The organism is Gluconobacter sp. GP1 (assembly GCF_032913585.1).
Lineage (GTDB): Bacteria > Pseudomonadota > Alphaproteobacteria > Acetobacterales > Acetobacteraceae > Gluconobacter > Gluconobacter cerinus.
In genome coordinates, this window is record NZ_JASGXC010000002.1 from 41,950 (window position 1) to 60,100 (window position 18,151).

Sequence of the window (18,151 nt, forward strand, 5' to 3'; positions counted from 1 at the left end):
TTTCCATGTCCGATCCGGTTCCTGAGTCTTCTCCCGCTGCGCGCGAGCCTCGCTGGCGCCAGTTTGATGCGCAGTGGTATCTGCTGCGCTATCCGGAGGTTGGGGACTGGATGCGCGATGAAGGCCATCAGGATCTTCATGCGTTTTATCTTGAGACGGGCCAGCGCTACGGCCATTCTCCTAACCGGTATTTTGACGAAATCTGGTATCGGGAAACCTATGCGGATGTCCGCCGGGACCTGATCCAGGAAAAATACCGGTCAGGCTTTGAGCACTATTGTGCCGAGGGCTATCATGGTCATTCGGCACACTGGCTGTTTGACGAAGTCGATTATCTTCGCCGTTATCCGGAACTGACCCGACGCTCCTTGCAGGAGCAGGGGTTCTCCAACGGCTATGATCATTATCTTGAAGTTGGCGAAGCGCGCTACTACAGCGGGCATCGTTTTTTCGACGATGAACTCTGTCGCCGGCTTGCCTTACGTTATCCCGATTATTTTGACAGCCGGATTGGCCTGTTTGCATCGTGGCTCAGCCTCCCGTCCGATATCGCGGATGCTGGGCGTGTCTCCTGGTATTTTGATCCGGTCTGGTATCTGGAGCGCTATCCGGACGTTCGGCGTGATATTGCTGAAGGGCGCTATAGCAGTGCGCTTCATCATTATCTCACCAATGAAACGCCGCGGCTCTTTGATCCGCAGGAAATGTTCTCTGAACGCTTCTACGCAGACACTCATCCAGATGTGGTTGCCTGTCTGGACATGGGCTCTTTCCGCAATGGCTATGAGCATTTTTTGCTGTTCGGGGCACATGAGGGGCGTGCGCCTGAAGCCGATGTGGATCTCGCCGCTCATCTGAGCCGTCCGCAGGTCCGTAACGACGTGCGGAACCATCTTTATGACAGCCCTTTTGCTCATCTGGTTGCGGCCAGAATGGGCGAGGGGCAACGTGCTTCGCTGGTCGAAACCCCTGAGATTGAGGAAAGCCAGTCAAGGCAGGTGTTCGAGCGGGAAGCAGAAGCACTTCTTCCGGCATTGGCTCGCCATCCGCTGGATTTCACCGTCGTGGGCGTGCCGGAACTCAGTGTCATTGTCGTGGTCTATGACCGGATCGCGCTGACAATGCAGGCTCTGGCCTCATTGCGCGCAAATTATTCCGGGGCCATCCAGCTTATCGTCGTGGACTCTGGGTCACACGATCAGACACGTCGTCTCGACGAAATGGTTCATGGCGCTAAAATCCTGCGCTTCAGATATAACATTGGGTATCTGGAAGGCTGCAATATTGGTCTTGCAGAAGTCGATGCGCCGTTTGTTCTTTATCTGAACAACGATCTACGGCTCTATCCAAACAGTGTTGCACACGCTTTGCAGCGTCTGCGTTCAAGTGATGATATTGGTGCGGTTGGTGCCAAGCTCATTCGTTCGAATATGCGCTTGCAGGAAGCAGGCTCCATCATCTGGCGTGATGGCGCAACTTATGGATATCGCCGGGAAGACAGTCCGAACCTTCCTGAAGCAAACTTTGTCCGGGACGTGGATTACTGTTCGGCAGCATTTCTGATGGTGCGGTCGTCCATTCTGATTCAATTGGGTGGCTACGACCTGCGGTACCGTCCTGCTTATTTTGAAGATACGGATCTGTGTGTCCGCATTCTCAAAATGGGCGCACGGATTGTTTATGATCCTAATGTCGTGGTGGAGCACCTTGAGTACGGCAGTTCCGGCTCTGTGGGATCTCAGACGCTGATCCACGCCAATCTGCGCATTTTTTCGCGTGTGCATCAGGATTTTCTGCGACATCAGCAGCCGGCTCATATTCGAAATGCTGTGCAGGCGCGGGAGCGTCGTTCAGATCGCAAGCATATCCTGTTCATTGAAGATCGCCTTCCTCTGAGGCGTCTGGGTTCAGGGTATGTCCGTTCCAATGACGTGGTGCGGGCTATGGCGGGGCTGGGATATCAGGTCACTGTGTTTCCCCTTCTCCCAAGGGACCAGAGTGAACTGGACCTGTTTGGAGATTTCCCGGAGACGGTAGAGCTGATCGCGGATCAGCATCTTTCCACCTTTCCAGATTTTATTCAGGCGCGTGCTGGATATTACGATCTGGTATGGGTTGGCCGCACGCACAACATGGCGCGCCTCCTGCCTATCATGAACGAGGCCAGCCGCTATCTGCCGACAGCGGGTGCGGTGCTGGATACGGAAGTGATTTCCACGCCACGCACGCTGGAGCGCATCAAGGTGCTCGATCTGCCGAAGCCGGCATTAAGCTTTGATGAGATGCTACGCCGGGAACTGGAATGCGCTCATTACTGCCAGCAGATCGTCGCGGTCACTGAGCAGGACGCAGATCTGGTGCGTCGCGCCGGGTACGAAAATGTTTCCGTTCTGGGACATGAAATGCGGACCCGTCCGACGAAGGCCACATTCGATGCCCGGCGAGATATTCTTTTCCTCGGTGCACTGCATGATGAAGGTGCGCCGAATCATGACAGTCTGGAGTGGTTTTTAGGGGAGGTTCTCCCCGCTCTGGATGATCTTCTGCCGTCAGATGTTCGGTTCACGATTGCGGGCTTCATTCATCCCTCGGTGGATGTGAGTGCGTTTGCGCGGCATCCTCGTGTGGATATTGTTGGTCCGGTGCATGATCTTGCGCCGCTGTTCAACAGGCATCGCGTCTTCGTTGCGCCTACGCGGTTTGCCGGTGGCTTACCGTTTAAAGTGCAGGAAGCTGCCGCATTTGGCGTGCCGATGGTTGTAACGACCTTGTTGGCGGGGCAGGTGGGCTGGACAGACGATGTTGAATTGCTGTCTGCGCCTGCGGATGATGCCAAAGAATTTGCGTCTGATGTCGCCCGTCTTTATCAGGACAGTACACTCTGGGCCCGACTGAGAAGTGAAGCGCTGAAGGCGGTGGAGCGGGATTGCGCACCGGCGCGGTTCCGACAGGATCTGTCCAAGATCCTTGAGGCGTGTATAGCTTGAAGACGCCACGCACCCGGGGCATGAAGTTTAAGGAAACAGGTGAGGCTATGTCGACAGAAGTGAAAGATCGTTCCTCTGAAACGGAGCGGAAAGTGTCTGGCCTGACCGGACGTGTTCTGGTGTGCAGTGGCGGCCGCTATGAAAGTCAGGCCAATGCCCAGATCCGTGAATCGATCATGGATGGATGGGGTGAGTGCTTTGGCGAAGAGAACGTTACGGCTGTTCACATTTCTGCGGCAGCAGCGTCCATCAAGATCCTGAAGCCAACGATTGTTTTCGCCATCGGGTCATATCTGCCGGAAAGCACCTATTTTGGTGAGGTCTGCCGTGAGGCCAAGAAGATTGGCGCTGTCACGGTTTTCTGGGCCACAGAAGATCCCTATGAGCAGGATGCGAACTATCGCATCGCCGATGACTTCGATGTCGTTTTCTCCTGTGATCGCTGGGGCCATAACTTCTATCAGCGTGATCTGGTGTTCCATCTGCCGCTGGCTGCAAGCCCGAGCCTGCATTACATGCCGATTGAAGAGAATGTCGAAAAGACGATCGATGTTCTGTTCTGTGGTGTGGCGTTCACGAGCCGTAAGGACATTGTCCGCAATCTGCTTCCGGTTCTGCGAAACCTGAACATCAAGATTGTTGGTCCTGGCTGGGGCGAGCTGGGCATTGGCTTCTCGGATGCCCGTATTGAAAAATCCCAGCTGGTTGAGCTGTATCGCCGTTCCAAGCTGGTGCTGAACCTTGGCCGTTCACTCCACTTCGAGAACAAGCGGTTTGTGATTGCTCCTTCCACGCCTGGCCCGCGGACGTTCGAGGCTGCTCTGGCAGGCGCGTTCCAGGTCTTTCATGAAGATACGCATGAGCTTCGTCGGTATTATAATGCAGACGAAATTCCGGTCTTCTCAAACCGGATCGATTTTGAGCGGCTTGTGGAGAAGTACATCGGAGATGATGAAGCCCGTTTGGCTATGAGCCGTAAGGCACAGGCCAGAACGATGGAGCAGCATCTTTACAAGCACCGTATCCAGCAGGCCCTGTCGGTTCTTCAGGCTGAGGGCTTCCTTGGCTGAAAAGCGACTGGAATTTGTGATTTTATTAAAAGCCGGGCTGTTGTGCCCGGCTTTTTTGTAAGGATATTCGGAAATGCAAACCATCTGGCTTATGGCGTTGTTGCTGATCGCTGCATTTCTGGAGGTCGGTGGTGATGCCCTCGTGCGAACTGGCCTGCATACAGCCGGTCTGGGGCGTGTGGGCTTTATATCAGCCGGTGCGCTTGTGCTGCTGATTTACGGAATAACCGTCAATCTTCCCGACTGGGACTTCGGGCGATTGATGGGCGTCTATGTTGCACTGTTTTTTATCGCAGCTCAGGTCGTGGCGTATTTTGCTTTTGGTCAGACCCTGACCTTACCTGTCTGCATCGGTGGACTGCTGATCGTCTCAGGCGGTGTTCTGATGACCGTCTGGCGTTGAAGGGATCAGGCCGGAAAATAATATCCCGGCCTGAAGTTAGAGTGTTTACTTCGGCTGTGGGCCAAGGACGATCTGCGCGAGATCATCTGGGCGAACCCACTTGCTGAACGCGGCCTGCACCTGCGCAGGTGTCATGTCGTAAATCGCCTGAGCTGCTTCTGCTGGCGCATTCAAAGGCAGTCCCAGATCAATCAGATCCAGATAGCTGCCAGCGAGAGCGCCAAAGCTGGCGCGTGCCATGGGTTGGCGACGCAGCAGAGACGCCTTGGCCAGATCCAGACTTTCCTGAGAGACAGGCTGGCTGCGCATATCCTCCACATCCTTGATTGCAAGGGCGCGTGCCTTGTTCACTTTGTCCGGGTCCGCACCGAAGCTGATGCCGAAGGAGCCGCGGGTCCGGGAGTAACTGAAGGCACTTCCTGCCCCGTACACATAGCCTGTGCGAACGCGCAGATCCTGCATCAGGCGGGAAGAGAACCCATCCCCAAGAATTTCGTTTCCGACAGCCAGAGCATGACGATCCGGGTCCGTGACCTTCATGCCAATGGTCTCCACGAGTTTCACGTCATCCTGTGACCGTCCTGGATCTGCGACAACAGCCTGAGAGGCCTTGCTGAGAGGAATGGACGGCAGATCAACGACAGGGGCAGGGCCTTCAGCCTTCCAGCTACCAAAAGCCTTTTCAACCTGTTCATGAGCATCTTCAGGGCTGATGTCCCCGACAACCACAATCGTCGTCAGGTCCGGGCGATATGTGGCCGTGTAATAGGCTTTGACGTCAGCGAGCGTAATTTTGCTTAACGTGGCTGGAGTGGCCTCGCGAAGGGTCGGGTCAGTTGCAGGGACGAGTGCCCGGCGCGTGGCACGGCCAAAGCGGTAGGTTGGAGACTGAAGCTCACCCGCACGGGCCTGAAGGGCTTCCATCTGCGTGACATGGAAGGCCTTTTCCGGGAAGGCAGGGTGCAGTTCGTGCTCTGCCAGCAGGGACAGACCTTTGCTGAAATTCTGGGTGAGTGTGCTGAGACTGAAGCCAGGGCCAGCGCTTTCGTCTGCCGAGATGTCATCAAGCGCGCTGGCAAGGGCCAGACGGTCATGGGAGGTGCTGCCATACAGGAACATGTCAGATGTCAGGCCCGCGACGCCTTCCTTGCCAGCAGGCTGCTGCAGGGATGCATTCTGCCGGATGGAGCCGATCAGCTCGACCGTATGGCTGACATGCTCGGGCTGGACCAGAAGGTGCAGACCATTCGAAAGCGTATAGGCCTTGGGAAGAGGTGCGGCGGCCGGAATGCTCAACCGTGCGAGGGCTTCTTCCGCCCATGCGGGGAGGCTGACTTTGCCTGATGGTGGCGTGTTGAAAGACTCTGCGCCACCAAATCCTTTACCGCCAATAGCTTTGCCCTTTTCACTCGGCGTCAGGGTGGCGCTGATGGCGTGTTGTGGATCAAGGAGCGTTTTAGCCAGCTCATCCACCTGTGCCTTCGTGACGTTCCGGAACGCCGCGATCATATCATCCGGGCTTTCAAGATGCTGGATGGCGACAGCCTGGGACCAGTTCTCTGCGAGTTCCGAAATGCTGTTCGCATTGAACTCCAGAGACGCAATCTCTTTGCGACGGGCGGCTTCGATCAGATCCGCGGGAATTCCGTCTTTGCGAAAGCCATCCATGAGAGACGCAAGCGTCCGGCGGAGTTCGTCCGGGTTTGCTCCCTTGGGGAATCCTGCGTAGGCGACAGCGAGGCCAGCCTGCGCATCCGGGTCATACATGAACCCTGCGTCCAGAGCCTTACCGTCCGGAACCAGACCGAACAGGACACTGCGCTGGCTGGCAATGGCATCGGCCAGCAGGGTTACGGCAGCATAGTTCGGGTCACGCTGTCCCGGCATCCGCCAGGCCATGGTGACAAGGCCGATCGGTAGATCTGTATCCAACGACAGGGACTGTGCCTTGGCGGGCGTGGGTGTGACAGCAGCGCGGGCAGGAAGTGTAGCCGCTGCAATATTGCCAAAGGCTGCCTGAACTTTCTTCAGGGTGTCCTGCGGGTCCACATCGCCCGTAATGACGAGGATGGCGTTGTTGGGAGCATACCAGGAGTTGTAGAACTGCTTCAGCAGCGGGGCAGTCGTGGCATCGAAAGAGGGACGCGTCCCGAGTGCGTCATGCTCGTAAGGTGTGCCGGCGTAAAGTGCGGCACGCACCTGAGAGAGATAGCGGTAGATGGGGCTCGACAGGTCGCGTGAGACTTCCTGCTCAATGGCGCCTCTTTCATGGGCCCATTCTTTCTCTGTGATGTTCAGCCCGCGCATACGACCGGCTTCGATCCGCAGAAGAACATCAAGGTCCGCAGCGGGGGCCTTGAAATAGTACTGGGTGACGTCAGACGTTGTGTCGGCGTTATCATTGTTGCCGAGCTGGGCGCTGATGGTGGAAAGCTGGTCCCGGGAGAGTGTTTCGGAGCCGTTGAACATCATGTGCTCAAGGGCGTGTGCCGTTCCCGGAAAACCCTTGGGTGCGTTGACGGAGCCCACTTCATAATTGAGCATCGTCTGTACGACGGGTGCCAGAGTATCCCGCACAATCACGACACGCAGGCCATTGGGCAAGGTGGCACGGGTGACGGAGGCCGGTGCTGCCGTGGCAGCCTGAGGCACCGCAGGGGCAGCATGTGCGCCCGTCAGGAGAGGCGGGGCCAGCATGGAGGCTGCGAGCAGTGTCACACGGGTCAGGCGGGAGAAACCGGGCATAGGTTATTAACTTCCTACGGGTAAAATGTTCTGCCAGGCAGTAAATCGACTGTCAGGGATGCTGTCTACCGAGGGAGGATTGCTGAAGGATGAATAAAAAATCATGTGACGCGGTCAATCAGAGGCCGCTAAGAACAAAACTACTATGACCGCTTCCAATTTTATCGTCCGCTTTGATGACTGGCTGATTGACCGGCTCTTTCAGCCCGTCGCGAACAGACTGCCGTCAGTTCTTCCCGTCGTGCAGTTGGGCATGAGCTTTCAGCTTGGCTCGCTGATGCTGAACGGCGCAGCGCTGCTTCTGCCGATTGTGCTGTTTGGCGCAACGATGGGCGGCGTGGTGGATACATCGCTGATCTGGTTCATGAACCTTGCATTCTTTTTGGGCATGAAAAAAACGATCCCGATGATTCGGCCAAACATGCTGAATCCCCTTCGCCCCATGATGCTGAGCATGAGGATGATCGCCATGGCATTCCTCATCTATCAGCTTTTCCGCAGCGTGGACGGGGTTGGAATTGGCTGGATTCTGTCCCAGCTCATGACGCTGTCTCAGCTGACGTTTGTGATCGGTCTGTATTTTGTGGCCTGCCAGCCTCAGCCACCCCGACAGCGGATGTCTTCGCGGAGAGGCCCTATCATTGAAGGCGTCTGGGCCGGGAACGGTAGTATTCGCTGAAGGAGACGGGCAGTGAGAATCCTTCACTGTCTTCTAACGCGGGAGTTCGCGGGCACTGAGCGTCACGTTGCTGAGCTCGCGAACCAGCAGGCTCTGACACATGACGTGACGGTGCTTCTGGAGCGCCATACCGCTGATCTTCGAACAGGCGGAGATATTGCGCATCACTTTTCATCCTCAGTCCGTATCGTAAGGGCTTATCGCGCAGGATATCTGCCGACATTGACGGCGCTGGTATGGAACGAGACCTTCGATATCATCCATACTCATCTGGGTAAGGCGTCGATCCGGGCAGGGGTTTTGAAGACTCTGGGACTGATGGGTGAGACCCCCGTCATCGGTACGCTCCACAATGCTTATCGTGCCAGAACTTATGGAAAACATGACGGCCTGATCTGCATCGCCCGGTGGCAACAGGCCAGCCTGCCAGCAGGTTGTCGAAACCAGAGCGCAGTGATTGCAAACTGGACCATTCCTTCCGTCCTCTGCCATCCGGAGCGTACCAAGCTTCGGGAAGGCTTCCGGCAGGAGCATCGCCTTCCATCGGAAGCTTTTGTGATCTGTGCCGTTGGAAGAATGGTGGAAGAGAAACGGTTTGATTGTCTCCTTCAGGCCTGGAGACAGGCCGCTCTGCCACCTGACACGTATCTTGTTCTGATTGGTGACGGCCCAGAACGTGCGCGGCTTGAAAACGTCTGCGCAGGCTACAGGGATCGCATCATTTTCGCGGGCTACCGGTCAGATGTGCCGGACGTGTTCTGTGCCTTTGACGGATTTGTTCTGCCCTCCAGACGGGAGCCGTTCGGGCTGGTACTGCTGGAAGCGATGGCGGCAGGATTACCGGTGTGCGCGACAGCAGCAGGCGGTGTTCTGGATATTCTTGAAAATGTATCCGACTGTCTGGTTAAGCCAGACTGTATCGACGCACTTGCCGCCGGGCTTGTGCGCCTGAGGCAGCAGCCTGGCAGAACATGGGACCTGTCCTTCCATGTGCTGGAAGAGCAGGCCCTCAAGACAGAGCAGTTCTACCGCCGTTTCTGCTGAGTATCGCGATCAGAGATCGTAGTGTTTGGAGACGTAGCTGGAGAGGCCATTCGGGTTGTGCATGATGTGCCAGCTTTCTGAAAAAGATGGCACGAACTGGAACAGGAAGACCAGCAGCGACAGGAAAAACAGCAGCATTCCTTTACCGACAAACTGGATACGCCGCCAGAAATAGAGTGGCGGGATCAGGATCCAGAATGCAGAGCCGGGACGGAATCCTGCAGCAATCAGGGCGCGGCGATCTGTCAGCATGGACGTGAAGATGATCGCAAAGCTGAGAAGAACGGCGATGATGCTGGACTGGCGGTCAGGGATGTTGCCGAACCAGGCCAGAACGTTGACGATCATGCTGCTGACAAAGGGACCAAGAATACTCAGCCAAGCCCAGCGGTTCGAGACCCTGCTGGGGGGCAGAGCAGGCGGGACCCCTTCGGGCTGAGGCGGCCAGAACGCGCAACTGCCTGCCGGATGCCATTCCGCACCGAAGGCCTCGGTCCAGCAGAGAGTTGAGTGCTCAATACTGCCGGTCGAGATGAGGGCACGCATACCATCTTCAGAAAGCGGGCCTTTGCGGCTTCCGTGTTCTTCGTAAAACCAGCTCACAGTCCGTCCTTGGTTTGGGCAGTTGTCATCATGCTGACAGAATGGCGGCTCAATCTGACTGAAAGAGATGTCTCAGGCAATACTGAAGGCTTCAATCTGCTGGGAAGGGTCAAGTGATGAGAAAATATTCGTTTGGTTTAATGGCTGTTTTTTGTCTGGGGATAAACCCGGCTTTTGCATCAAAGGTCACTAGTTTTCAGATTAAACTCGCTTCTCCCACAACAGTTGACCGCCAGACAGTGCTTTATACCTGTCAGGGAAACGGTGATGCGGCCAAGGAGCTTCTCTCACGCTTGCCGCAAAAACGCGTTGCGGTTCAATATATCAATGCAGATGCCGTCAGCTTGGCTGTCCTGCCAATTGAAGGGCACACGCAGGTGTTTTCAAACGTAATTGCTGCGGATGGCGCCAAATATGCTGCGGCACAGTATGTCTGGTGGAACAAGGGAAATGACGCGTTCTTTTCCAGTGAGATGGACGACAAAGCACTTGTAACATGCCATGCCGTTTCAAAATAAAGATATCATGTCGGTATCGTTTCAATTTTCCAGCAAACATGCATGATGCGGGCTTATCACGACTGATAAGGAAAGCAGGTCATGTCCGTTGTCTGCATGCAGGAATTTCTTGAAAAGCTCCCTAAGGCTGAACTTCATGTTCATCTGGAAGGAACGCTGGAAGCGGACTTGAAAATCAAGCTGGCTGAGCGGAATAATCATCCTCTCAGGTCCAGCTCTGCTGAAGAAATTCGACAGGGTTACGTCTACCATGATCTGCCCTCTTTTCTGACGCTGTATTACGAAGGCGTCGAGCTTCTGCAGACCGAGCAGGATTTTCATGATCTCTGCTATGACTATCTGAAAAAAGTTGCGCAGCAGAATGTTCTTTATACTGAGATGTTCTTTGACCCGCAGCTTCACACCCGTCGCGGGATAGCGTTCGGGACAGTCATCCGGGGCTTCAATGCAGCTCAAGAGGAAGCAGAGAAGGACTTCGGCATCCGCTCTCACCTTATCATGTGCTTCATACGTGAAATGAGTGCGGATTCTGCCGACGAGACCTTTACCCAGGCTCTTCCTTATCTTGAAAGACCGGGTAGGAGCCGCATCATTGGTGTGGGTCTGGATTCAGACGAGAAGGGTAATCCGCCAGCCAAATTTGCGAAAACATTCGCCCGCGCAAGAGCGCTGGGCCTTCACTTGACCATGCATTGTGATCTCGATCAGCAGAATACGCATGAGCATATCCGGCAGGCTCTTCAGGATCTGGGCAGCGAACGCCTCGATCATGGATTGAATGTGCTGGAAAAGCCCGAACTGATTGCGATGGCTCGGGACAAGGGCGTGACATTCACGCTGTGTCCGTCTCCGAACGATGTCATCAGGCCGGGGCGGTCCCGTCAGGATATTCGGGACATGCTGGCAGCGGGACTGAAAATTACCATCAATTCCGACGACCCGGGTTACATGCAGAGCGTGTATATGACGGAGAGTTTCGCCAAGGCGCAAAGTGCAGCGGACCTGACGCGGCACGAACTCATACAGATTAGCCGAAATGCCTTTCAGGCGGCCTGGATTTCGGACGACGAGCGGGCGCTTTATCTCGACGCACTGGAAACATTCGCGCGAAACCATAGGGTTGAGATGTCATCCTGAACGTGGAGCAAAGCGACTTCCCCGAGATTTATGCCCTCTGCCGCAGGGCATAAATCTGGAAGTTTAAAAATAAAATCAGGGATTATTATTTATTAAAAAATTCAAATATTTTTTATTATTTCTGAAAAATTACCAATAAAGTATAAATTAAGAAACTCAGGTATTAATTAGATACAAAACAAGAATTGATTATCTTTCTTTTAAAGCGACTATCGTCGCATGGCACCAATCGCTCCTGTTCTGTCCCGTCTGTCTCAGCATGTGCAATCGGCAGCGCTATGGAGCGTCATTGGCCTCCTGCGCAGTGTGGGGCCGCAATACGCCTCGACAGCGGGCGGCTGGTTGATGCGGAATGTCGGAATGAGGCTCCGGGCAACCCGCATTGCGGATCGAAACCTTCAACTCGCTCTGCCTGACTTATCCTTGCCGGAACGACAGCAGATTATCCGGGATGTATGGACGAACCTGGGGCGGAACGTGACAGAACTCCCCCATCTTGCATCCTTTACCCGTACGGAAATGGGACCGGGATGGGAGATCGAGGGTGAAGAGCATATTGATGCCCTGAAGGAGAACGGCTCACAGGCTTTGTTTTTCTCAGGGCATCTGGGGAACTGGGAGCTCATTCTGCCCATCGCAACTAGTCTGGGTATGCCAGTTGCGGGTTTTTATCGGGCCTCGTCCAATCCGGTCATCGATCTTGTGACGCAGACAATGCGACAGAAGGCTCTAGGCCCGACCGGGACCATGTTTCCTAAAGGACCCAAAGGGGCCCGGCAGGCCTTAACGCATCTTCAAAGCGGTGGCTCACTAGGTTTTCTGGTCGATCAGAAAATGAATGACGGGCTCGCCATTCCGTTTCTGGGACGGGATGCCATGACGGCGCCAGCGGTGGCGCAATTGGCCTTGCGCTTTAATTTGCCCATCATACCCGTCCATATCGTGCGACTGGGGAACGGTCGGTTCCGTATGGTGTGTGAAGCCCCGCTTCAGGCTGAACGAACGGGCGATCGTCATGCGGATATTCGGTCAATCTGCGTCGCCATGAACGAGACGCTGGAGCGGTGGATCCGCGAAAGGCCAGGAGCGTGGCTTTGGCTTCATCGCCGCTGGCCCAAAGAGCAGGTCGCTCTTCCCGCCGTCTGAAAAAAGCCCCGCTGCCGGATGGCAGCGGGGCTTTTGTGTTTCAGGGGAGAGGATGTCCGCTGACAGGAGCCTGTGGGCTGCCAATCAGATCAAGGATCTGCTTTTCAAGTTTCGGAACATTGATGCGCAGGACAACTTCGTTCTTGCGTTCGCCCAGACCTGGCTCATAGCCCGGAGTCCAGGACACAACGTCTCCGTAGCCGGGGCCAAACTGGCTGTTCACATCCACAAACAGATCCTGCTTTTCCGTGATGATACTTGGGTCCAGCCAGACGGATGCTGCAATTTCATCCCAGAGCGGAAAGCCGCTCAGATGCCACTTCATGACATGTCCGACGGGCGTACCGGTCGCTTCCAGCTTCTTCAGGAATTCAGGCGTCAGTTCCGTATCTGTCGACGGATCGGCCGGAACCATCACGATGTGCTTCCACGGTGCGCGGAGAGCTGCACTTGCGCTTTCCGGGTCCAGACGGAAGTTGAATTCACGACGGGGGCTGTTCAGAAATTCCCGCGCGAACTGATGTGCCACTACGCCGGGCCGTGTCTGGCGCGGGTTCAGGCCACCGCCCATGTAAACGAGTTCTTTCGCAAGGCCCGCAAATTCCGGATCAAGCGTCTGGGCCAGTGCGATGTTGGTCATCGGACCCGTTGCAATGATGCTGACTTGTCCTGGATATTGGTGAACCATCCGAATGAGGAAGTCAGCTGCGCGCTCGGTTTCTGGCTTTTTGACCGGATTGCCATATGGCAGGTCCGGAACAACATCCGGACCATGATAGTAGGGAAGTGGCTGCTCGGTCTTTTCGACCCATTTTTTCATCCACACCCCTTTCCAGATCAGCTTTCCGTAAAGGGCTTCCCAGCGGTCCGTCAGCTTTTCCGAGTTCAGGAACGGGTAAGTTGCGCCCGGAACAACGGGAATGTCTGCCCGGCCTGCCACTTCCACGCCCCGCAGCGCGTCATTCGTCGCTTCTTTCTGCCAAACGTCACCCGTGACAGTCGTGATGCCAAGCACGCGGACATTGGGGGCCTTGATGATCATCCACTGGGCGATGCTGAAGCCGTCATCATCAAAAATGACAAGGCGTGGGTCAGCTTTGGCCTGCGCGGAAGCTGCCAGCAGGCCGCCAGCGACCAGTCCAAGCGCCAGCGTGCGGCGCAGGGCCTTCCGCGTTTTTCTAAAACGTTCCGGCTTCGGGACAGTGGGGTGAAGGGGCATGGGCAGAGGGTTCCATAGCTGGTGGCAGGCAAGGACGTGACAATACCGCAAAGGAAATCATTGCACAGAGGCAACAGGACGTTCCATGCGAACGCAATTCTAGAACGCGAGTGGCCCGTTGTCCTTGACTTCCTTGATGACAAAAAACGTCCGTGCCTGTCGCACCCCTGGAAAGGCAATGAGCTTTTCTGCGTGAAGCCGATTGAAATCCGCCATGTCTTCCACACGGATTTTCAGCAGATAATCAAAATCGCCCGCGACCAGATGACAGTCCAGCACCATGGGCATGGTTTTCACAGCCTCTTCCAGTTCTGCGAAGCTCTCGGGAGTGGACCGGTCCAGCACGACGCCGACCAGAGCGATCGTTCCCAGCCCGACTTTGACGGGATCAATCTCGGCGCGAACGCCACGGATATAACCGTCCTGAAAAAGTCTTTGGGTGCGCCGATGACATGTCGCGGCGCTCACGTTCACACGCTCGGCCAGCTCGGCATTGGACATACGCCCGTTGCCTTGCAGAAGGCGAAGAATGTTCAGGTCGATCGCGTCCAGATCTGGTGTGATGGAATCTTTCATTATTTCCTCAAAGTATAAGAGAAACATCCATTAAAATTCTATTTTAGGGATAAAATACAGAAATTATTGCCTGAATTAGAAAGCACCTTCGAAGAATATTTTATTACTGCTTTCGGGTGTGAACACCTTGGGAGGCTGTCTGTGAACCTTGAGAAATTTGAGCATTATCCGCTGACTTTTGGAAAAACGGCTATTGAGCATCTTCCACGTCTGAGCGAAGCCCTGGGTGGCAAAGTGCAGATCTATGCCAAGCGCGAAGACTGCAATTCGGGCATGGCGATGGGCGGCAACAAGCTCCGCAAGCTGGAATATATTGTTCCGGATATTTTGGCCTCTGGCGCAGATACACTGGTCTCCATCGGCGGTGTGCAGTCCAATCATACCCGCATGGTCGCAGCAACAGCCGCCAAGCTAGGTATGAAATGCGTTGTCGTGCAGGAGAAATGGGTCCCGCATTATGACGCTGTTTATGATCGTGTGGGCAATATCCTCATGACACGCCTCATGGGAGCTGAGTCACGCATTGTGGAAGATGGCTTTGACATTGGCATCCGCCAGAGCTGGGAAGATGCCATCCAGTCCGTGAAGGATGTTGGCGGCAAGCCCTATGCCATTCCGGCTGGTGCATCCGTTCATCAATATGGGGGCGTTGGTTACGCTGCTTTTGCGGAAGAAGTCGCGGAGCAGGAAAAGGAACTCGGCTTCACGTTCGATTACATTATCGTCTGTGTCGTGACGGGCTCGACGCAGGCGGGAATGATTGTCGGATTTGCAGCGCAGGGCCGTGCAGATCGGGTCATTGGCATTGATGCCTCCGGAACGCCGGAGCAGACGCGCGAGCAGGTGCGGGAGATCGTGGACCGTACAGCCGAGCTAGTAGAGCTTGGTCGGACAGTGCGGGACGATGAGATCGTTATCCTCGAGGACTACGCCTATCCTGCTTACGGCGTTCCTTCCGAAGAAACGAACGAAGCCATCCGACTGGCGGCCCGTACGGAAGCCATGATGACGGACCCTGTTTATGAAGGGAAATCCATGCAGGGCCTGATTGATCTGACGAAGAAGGGATATTTCCCGGACGGGTCAAAGGTTCTGTACGTTCATCTGGGCGGCGCACCGGCCCTGAACGGCTACAGCTACTATTACCGCAACGGCTGATGTAGCCATAAAAAACGCCGCGTCCCAATCCGGGGCGCGGCGTTTCTTTTTTTCGGTGGTGAAGCCGGATTTTAGCTGTTGTGACCGTTCAGTTCACGCAGCACATCTGCCGGACGCATTGGCAGATGGCGCAGGCGCACACCAATGGCGTTGAACACGGCATTGCCGATGGCAGGAGCCACGACCGTCACACCCGGCTCACCAAGGCCCGTAGGCTTTTCGGTGTTCTGGACGAACTCAATGTCCATGTCCGGCACGTCCGGAAGGCGTACCGGCGTGTAGGTGTTGAGGTTGCTGTCCTTGATCGTACCGTTGACGATCTCGGTGCCTTCAAACAGCGCCATGCTCAGGCCCCATAGAGCTGCACCCTCGGTCTGTGCCAGTGCGCCACCCGGATCAACGATCGTGCCAGCATCCAGAACCAGCCAGAGCTTCTGACAGGTGATGACGCCGGTCTTGCGATCAACGTGGACCTGTGCCGCTCCAGCCGTCCAGGTCGGCATACCGCGTTCCTGTCCGAAGCTTGTGGCAATACCAATGCCAGTGTCTGCCGGAAGCTGCGTCTTGCCGTAGTTGATCTTGTTGGCAAGGCGCTGAAGGGCTGCGGCCTGACGCTTGGCACCGCCTACAGCATTGGGAGCGGAGCCTTCGTTCCGTCCTGTCGCTGTGAACATGGACAGGCGGAATGCCAGCGGGTCCTGCTTCGTCTGGTGTGCCAGTTCGTCGAGGAAGGACTCAAGCGCCCAGGGCGTCCAGCCTGCGGACACGGAACGGAGCCAGCCCGGACGGAAAGTCTTGTTGGCCAGATCGTTCGTGATGGCACGGACGCGGGTTGGCCCGGTTTCGTACCAGTGATCAGCGCCCGCAATGGCAAACGGATCGTAGGACTTGCCGTCTTCGCCCTTGGCCAGAAAGGCTGGTGCCATAACGAGTGTGGGCCAGCCTGCTGTTGCAGCGTAATCCATCGCCACAATCTTTTTCTGGTCTGCATCGAGGGCAACGCGAACCGTCTGAAGAGAGGGGGAACGAATGGAGTCAAACGCCATATCGTCCGAACGTGTCAGGATCAGCTTGACCGGTGCGCCACCGATGGCCTTGGACGCCAGAGCCGCCGGGATGGAATAGTCACCGTTCAGGCGACGACCAAACCCGCCGCCCAGCAGGTAAGTGCGCATGACAACCTGCTCTTCAGGCACCTGAAGCGCCTTGGAGAGCTGCGGCAGAACGAGGGACTGCCACTGATTGCCGGTATGGATTTCCCACATGCCATCAATATGACGGGCCACCGCATTGACCGGCTCAAGCTGGTAATGCGCGACAGAGGCACAGGTGTAGCTGCGTTCGAAGGAGTGTGCCGGATGGGCAAATGCCTCGTCCACACCCTTATCGTTGAAGACGCGAGCGCCAGTGCTCTGATCTGCAATCAGCTTGCGGCCATGCTCGATGATGTCTGCTTCCGAGACATTGATCGTCGGACCGGGATTCCACTGAACCTTTAGAACGTCCGCAGCTTTGATAGCGGCGGGATAGGTCTTGGCCAGAGCCACGACCCAGCCTGGAACGATGCCAGATGGATCATCCAGAACAACATAGCGAATGTATCCGGGGATCTTCTTGGCTTCGCTGTCATCGACGGACTGCACCTTCGCAGCATAACGTGTCGGCGGCATCTTGGGGCGGCCATAGACCATCCCTTCGAGCTTCACGTCGATGCCGTAGATCGCTTTGCCGGTCGTTTTGTCCGGAATATCCAGAGCAGGAACCGGCTTGCTGATCAGGCGGCGCTCACTGGCGGGCTTGAGCGGCAACTTGGCCATTTCGTCAGCCGTGAAGCTGCGCGTCGGCTTGGCTTTCGAGACGATCTCACCGTAGGAGACGCTCTTGCTGCCAGCCGTGACCGTGCTGTTGCGGGCAACGCATTTGTCCGGCGTTGTGCCGAGCAGCTTTGCGCCTTCCTCCAGCATGATCGTGCGGGCTGCGGCACCCGCCTGACGGAACGTGTCCCACGTATCCCAAACGGACCAGGAGCCGCCGGTCACGAACTTGCCAGCCCATTTCGGGGCGGTGTCCACTTCCGTGATCTTGATGTGATCCCAGTCGGCTTCCATTTCGTCCGCAATAATGCGGGCGAGGGCGGTTCCGACGTGCTGACCCATTTCGGCACGGACAACATTGACGTTGATGGAGCCGTCCGGTGCGATGGCGCACCACATGTTTGGCTCGAACGCGGCTTCCGGCGGCATGGCAGACGGATAGGTCTGCGCAGCTTCGGCCTTGCGGGCGAAGCCGAACATCAGACCTGCGCCTGCTGCCGTCATCAGAAAACTGCGGCGAGACAGGCGGCCTGCGTCGGATCTCTTGGCGATCTGTTCGATCTTAGCCATTGGTGGCGCCTCCCTGCTGCGCGGCAGCTGCTTCCTTGATGGCCTTGCGGATGCGGACATACGTCATGCAACGGCAGAGACTGCCGCCCATGACGCCGTCAATCTCTTCATCCGTTGGCTTCGGATAATCTTTCAGAAGGCTTGCGGCCTGCATGATCTGGCCGGACTGGCAGTAGCCGCACTGCGGCACCTGCTGGTCACGCCAGGCGACCTGCACGACGTGATTGCCTTCCGGATCGAGACCTTCGATCGTGGTGATCGAGGCGCCTTCGATGGAAGACAGCGGCGTGATGCAGGAGCGTGTGGCGCGCCCACCGACATGCACGGTGCAGGCACCACATTCGCCGATGCCGCAGCCAAACTTGGTGCCGGTCAGGTTCAGTTCATCCCGCAAGACCCACAGCAGAGGGGTATCATCCGGTGCATCGACCGAAACGGGCTGTCCGTTGAGTTCAAATTTCGTGGTCATATTTCGTTTTCCC

General features: G+C 56.1%; 15 protein-coding genes. 9 read left to right on the top strand and 6 right to left on the bottom strand.

Annotation, left to right across the window (positions count from 1 at the left end; translation table 11 throughout):
• Positions 1 to 5 precede the first annotated feature (5 nt).
• From R5H23_RS04760 to R5H23_RS04770, 3 genes are all read left to right on the top strand, one after another.
• Entirely contained in the window at positions 6 to 2,987 is a 2,982-nt protein-coding gene (locus R5H23_RS04760) for a glycosyltransferase (protein ID WP_317214642.1), read from the top strand.
• A gap of 47 nt (positions 2,988 to 3,034) precedes the next feature.
• Positions 3,035 to 4,057, top strand: coding sequence for a glycosyltransferase (locus R5H23_RS04765; protein ID WP_086633807.1), 1,023 nt, complete (start codon positions 3,035 to 3,037; stop codon positions 4,055 to 4,057).
• Between the two features lie 73 nt (positions 4,058 to 4,130).
• Positions 4,131 to 4,460: a hypothetical protein gene (locus R5H23_RS04770; RefSeq protein ID WP_046900128.1), complete on the top strand. Its 330-nt coding sequence runs from the start codon at positions 4,131 to 4,133 to the stop codon at positions 4,458 to 4,460.
• A 45-nt stretch (positions 4,461 to 4,505) separates the two neighbouring features.
• Here the strand turns inward: R5H23_RS04770 and R5H23_RS04775 are convergent, their stop codons facing one another.
• Positions 4,506 to 7,205 (bottom strand): pitrilysin family protein, encoded by a 2,700-nt coding sequence (locus R5H23_RS04775; protein ID WP_317214643.1) that lies wholly within the window; start codon positions 7,203 to 7,205, stop codon positions 4,506 to 4,508.
• 145 nt (positions 7,206 to 7,350) lie between these two features.
• Here R5H23_RS04775 and R5H23_RS04780 point away from each other — a divergent pair, with 145 nt between their 5' ends.
• Together R5H23_RS04780 and R5H23_RS04785 are read left to right on the top strand one after the other, a co-directional pair.
• On the top strand, positions 7,351 to 7,884 hold the full coding sequence (locus tag R5H23_RS04780) for a hypothetical protein (protein WP_317214644.1): 534 nt from the start codon (positions 7,351 to 7,353) through the stop codon (positions 7,882 to 7,884).
• A gap of 12 nt (positions 7,885 to 7,896) precedes the next feature.
• On the top strand, positions 7,897 to 8,928 hold the full coding sequence (locus R5H23_RS04785) for a glycosyltransferase (RefSeq protein ID WP_317214645.1): 1,032 nt from the start codon (positions 7,897 to 7,899) through the stop codon (positions 8,926 to 8,928).
• A gap of 9 nt (positions 8,929 to 8,937) precedes the next feature.
• Here the strand turns inward: R5H23_RS04785 and R5H23_RS04790 are convergent, their stop codons facing one another.
• Positions 8,938 to 9,531, bottom strand: coding sequence for a DUF4339 domain-containing protein (locus R5H23_RS04790; protein ID WP_064273616.1), 594 nt, complete (start codon positions 9,529 to 9,531; stop codon positions 8,938 to 8,940).
• A gap of 116 nt (positions 9,532 to 9,647) precedes the next feature.
• Here R5H23_RS04790 and R5H23_RS04795 point away from each other — a divergent pair, with 116 nt between their 5' ends.
• The 3 genes from R5H23_RS04795 (at position 9,648) to R5H23_RS04805 (ending at position 12,332) form a co-directional block, all read left to right on the top strand.
• On the top strand, positions 9,648 to 10,049 hold the full coding sequence (locus tag R5H23_RS04795; RefSeq protein ID WP_249206668.1) for an MliC family protein: 402 nt from the start codon (positions 9,648 to 9,650) through the stop codon (positions 10,047 to 10,049).
• Between the two features lie 81 nt (positions 10,050 to 10,130).
• A complete protein-coding gene (gene add, locus R5H23_RS04800; protein ID WP_317214648.1) occupies positions 10,131 to 11,186 on the top strand; it encodes an adenosine deaminase in 1,056 nt (351 codons plus the stop codon).
• A gap of 219 nt (positions 11,187 to 11,405) precedes the next feature.
• Complete coding sequence (locus tag R5H23_RS04805; RefSeq protein ID WP_211498795.1) at positions 11,406 to 12,332, top strand: lysophospholipid acyltransferase family protein; 927 nt, start codon at positions 11,406 to 11,408, stop codon at positions 12,330 to 12,332.
• Positions 12,333 to 12,372: 40 nt separating this feature from the next.
• On the opposite strand, the gene R5H23_RS04810 is transcribed toward R5H23_RS04805, so the two are convergent.
• Positions 12,373 to 13,551, bottom strand: a complete 1,179-nt coding sequence (locus R5H23_RS04810; protein ID WP_046900120.1) for a nucleoside hydrolase — start codon at positions 13,549 to 13,551, stop codon at positions 12,373 to 12,375.
• A 99-nt stretch (positions 13,552 to 13,650) separates the two neighbouring features.
• Positions 13,651 to 14,127 (bottom strand): Lrp/AsnC family transcriptional regulator, encoded by a 477-nt coding sequence (locus R5H23_RS04815; protein ID WP_086633753.1) that lies wholly within the window; start codon positions 14,125 to 14,127, stop codon positions 13,651 to 13,653.
• 141 nt (positions 14,128 to 14,268) lie between these two features.
• On the opposite strand from R5H23_RS04815, the gene R5H23_RS04820 reads away from it, so the two are divergent.
• On the top strand, positions 14,269 to 15,285 hold the full coding sequence (locus R5H23_RS04820; protein WP_317214651.1) for a 1-aminocyclopropane-1-carboxylate deaminase: 1,017 nt from the start codon (positions 14,269 to 14,271) through the stop codon (positions 15,283 to 15,285).
• A 71-nt stretch (positions 15,286 to 15,356) separates the two neighbouring features.
• Here R5H23_RS04820 and R5H23_RS04825 read toward each other — a convergent pair whose 3' ends face one another.
• Together R5H23_RS04825 and R5H23_RS04830 are read right to left on the bottom strand one after the other, a co-directional pair.
• Positions 15,357 to 17,669, bottom strand: coding sequence for a molybdopterin cofactor-binding domain-containing protein (locus tag R5H23_RS04825; protein ID WP_317214653.1), 2,313 nt, complete (start codon positions 17,667 to 17,669; stop codon positions 15,357 to 15,359).
• Positions 17,662 to 18,138, bottom strand: coding sequence for a (2Fe-2S)-binding protein (locus R5H23_RS04830; protein WP_046900117.1), 477 nt, complete (start codon positions 18,136 to 18,138; stop codon positions 17,662 to 17,664). The genes R5H23_RS04825 and R5H23_RS04830 overlap by 8 nt, the downstream gene beginning before the upstream one ends.
• Positions 18,139 to 18,151 lie beyond the last annotated feature (13 nt).

Coding starts and splice junctions, on each gene's coding strand:
- R5H23_RS04760 (WP_317214642.1), top strand. CDS start 6: ATGTCCGATCCGGTTCCTGAGTCTTCTCCCGCTGCGCGCGAGCCTCGC.
- R5H23_RS04765 (WP_086633807.1), top strand. CDS start 3,035: ATGTCGACAGAAGTGAAAGATCGTTCCTCTGAAACGGAGCGGAAAGTG.
- R5H23_RS04770 (WP_046900128.1), top strand. CDS start 4,131: ATGCAAACCATCTGGCTTATGGCGTTGTTGCTGATCGCTGCATTTCTG.
- R5H23_RS04775 (WP_317214643.1), bottom strand. CDS start 7,205: ATGCCCGGTTTCTCCCGCCTGACCCGTGTGACACTGCTCGCAGCCTCC.
- R5H23_RS04780 (WP_317214644.1), top strand. CDS start 7,351: ATGACCGCTTCCAATTTTATCGTCCGCTTTGATGACTGGCTGATTGAC.
- R5H23_RS04795 (WP_249206668.1), top strand. CDS start 9,648: ATGAGAAAATATTCGTTTGGTTTAATGGCTGTTTTTTGTCTGGGGATA.
- add (WP_317214648.1), top strand. CDS start 10,131: ATGTCCGTTGTCTGCATGCAGGAATTTCTTGAAAAGCTCCCTAAGGCT.
- R5H23_RS04805 (WP_211498795.1), top strand. CDS start 11,406: ATGGCACCAATCGCTCCTGTTCTGTCCCGTCTGTCTCAGCATGTGCAA.
- R5H23_RS04810 (WP_046900120.1), bottom strand. CDS start 13,551: ATGCCCCTTCACCCCACTGTCCCGAAGCCGGAACGTTTTAGAAAAACG.
- R5H23_RS04815 (WP_086633753.1), bottom strand. CDS start 14,127: ATGAAAGATTCCATCACACCAGATCTGGACGCGATCGACCTGAACATT.
- R5H23_RS04825 (WP_317214653.1), bottom strand. CDS start 17,669: ATGGCTAAGATCGAACAGATCGCCAAGAGATCCGACGCAGGCCGCCTG.
- R5H23_RS04830 (WP_046900117.1), bottom strand. CDS start 18,138: ATGACCACGAAATTTGAACTCAACGGACAGCCCGTTTCGGTCGATGCA.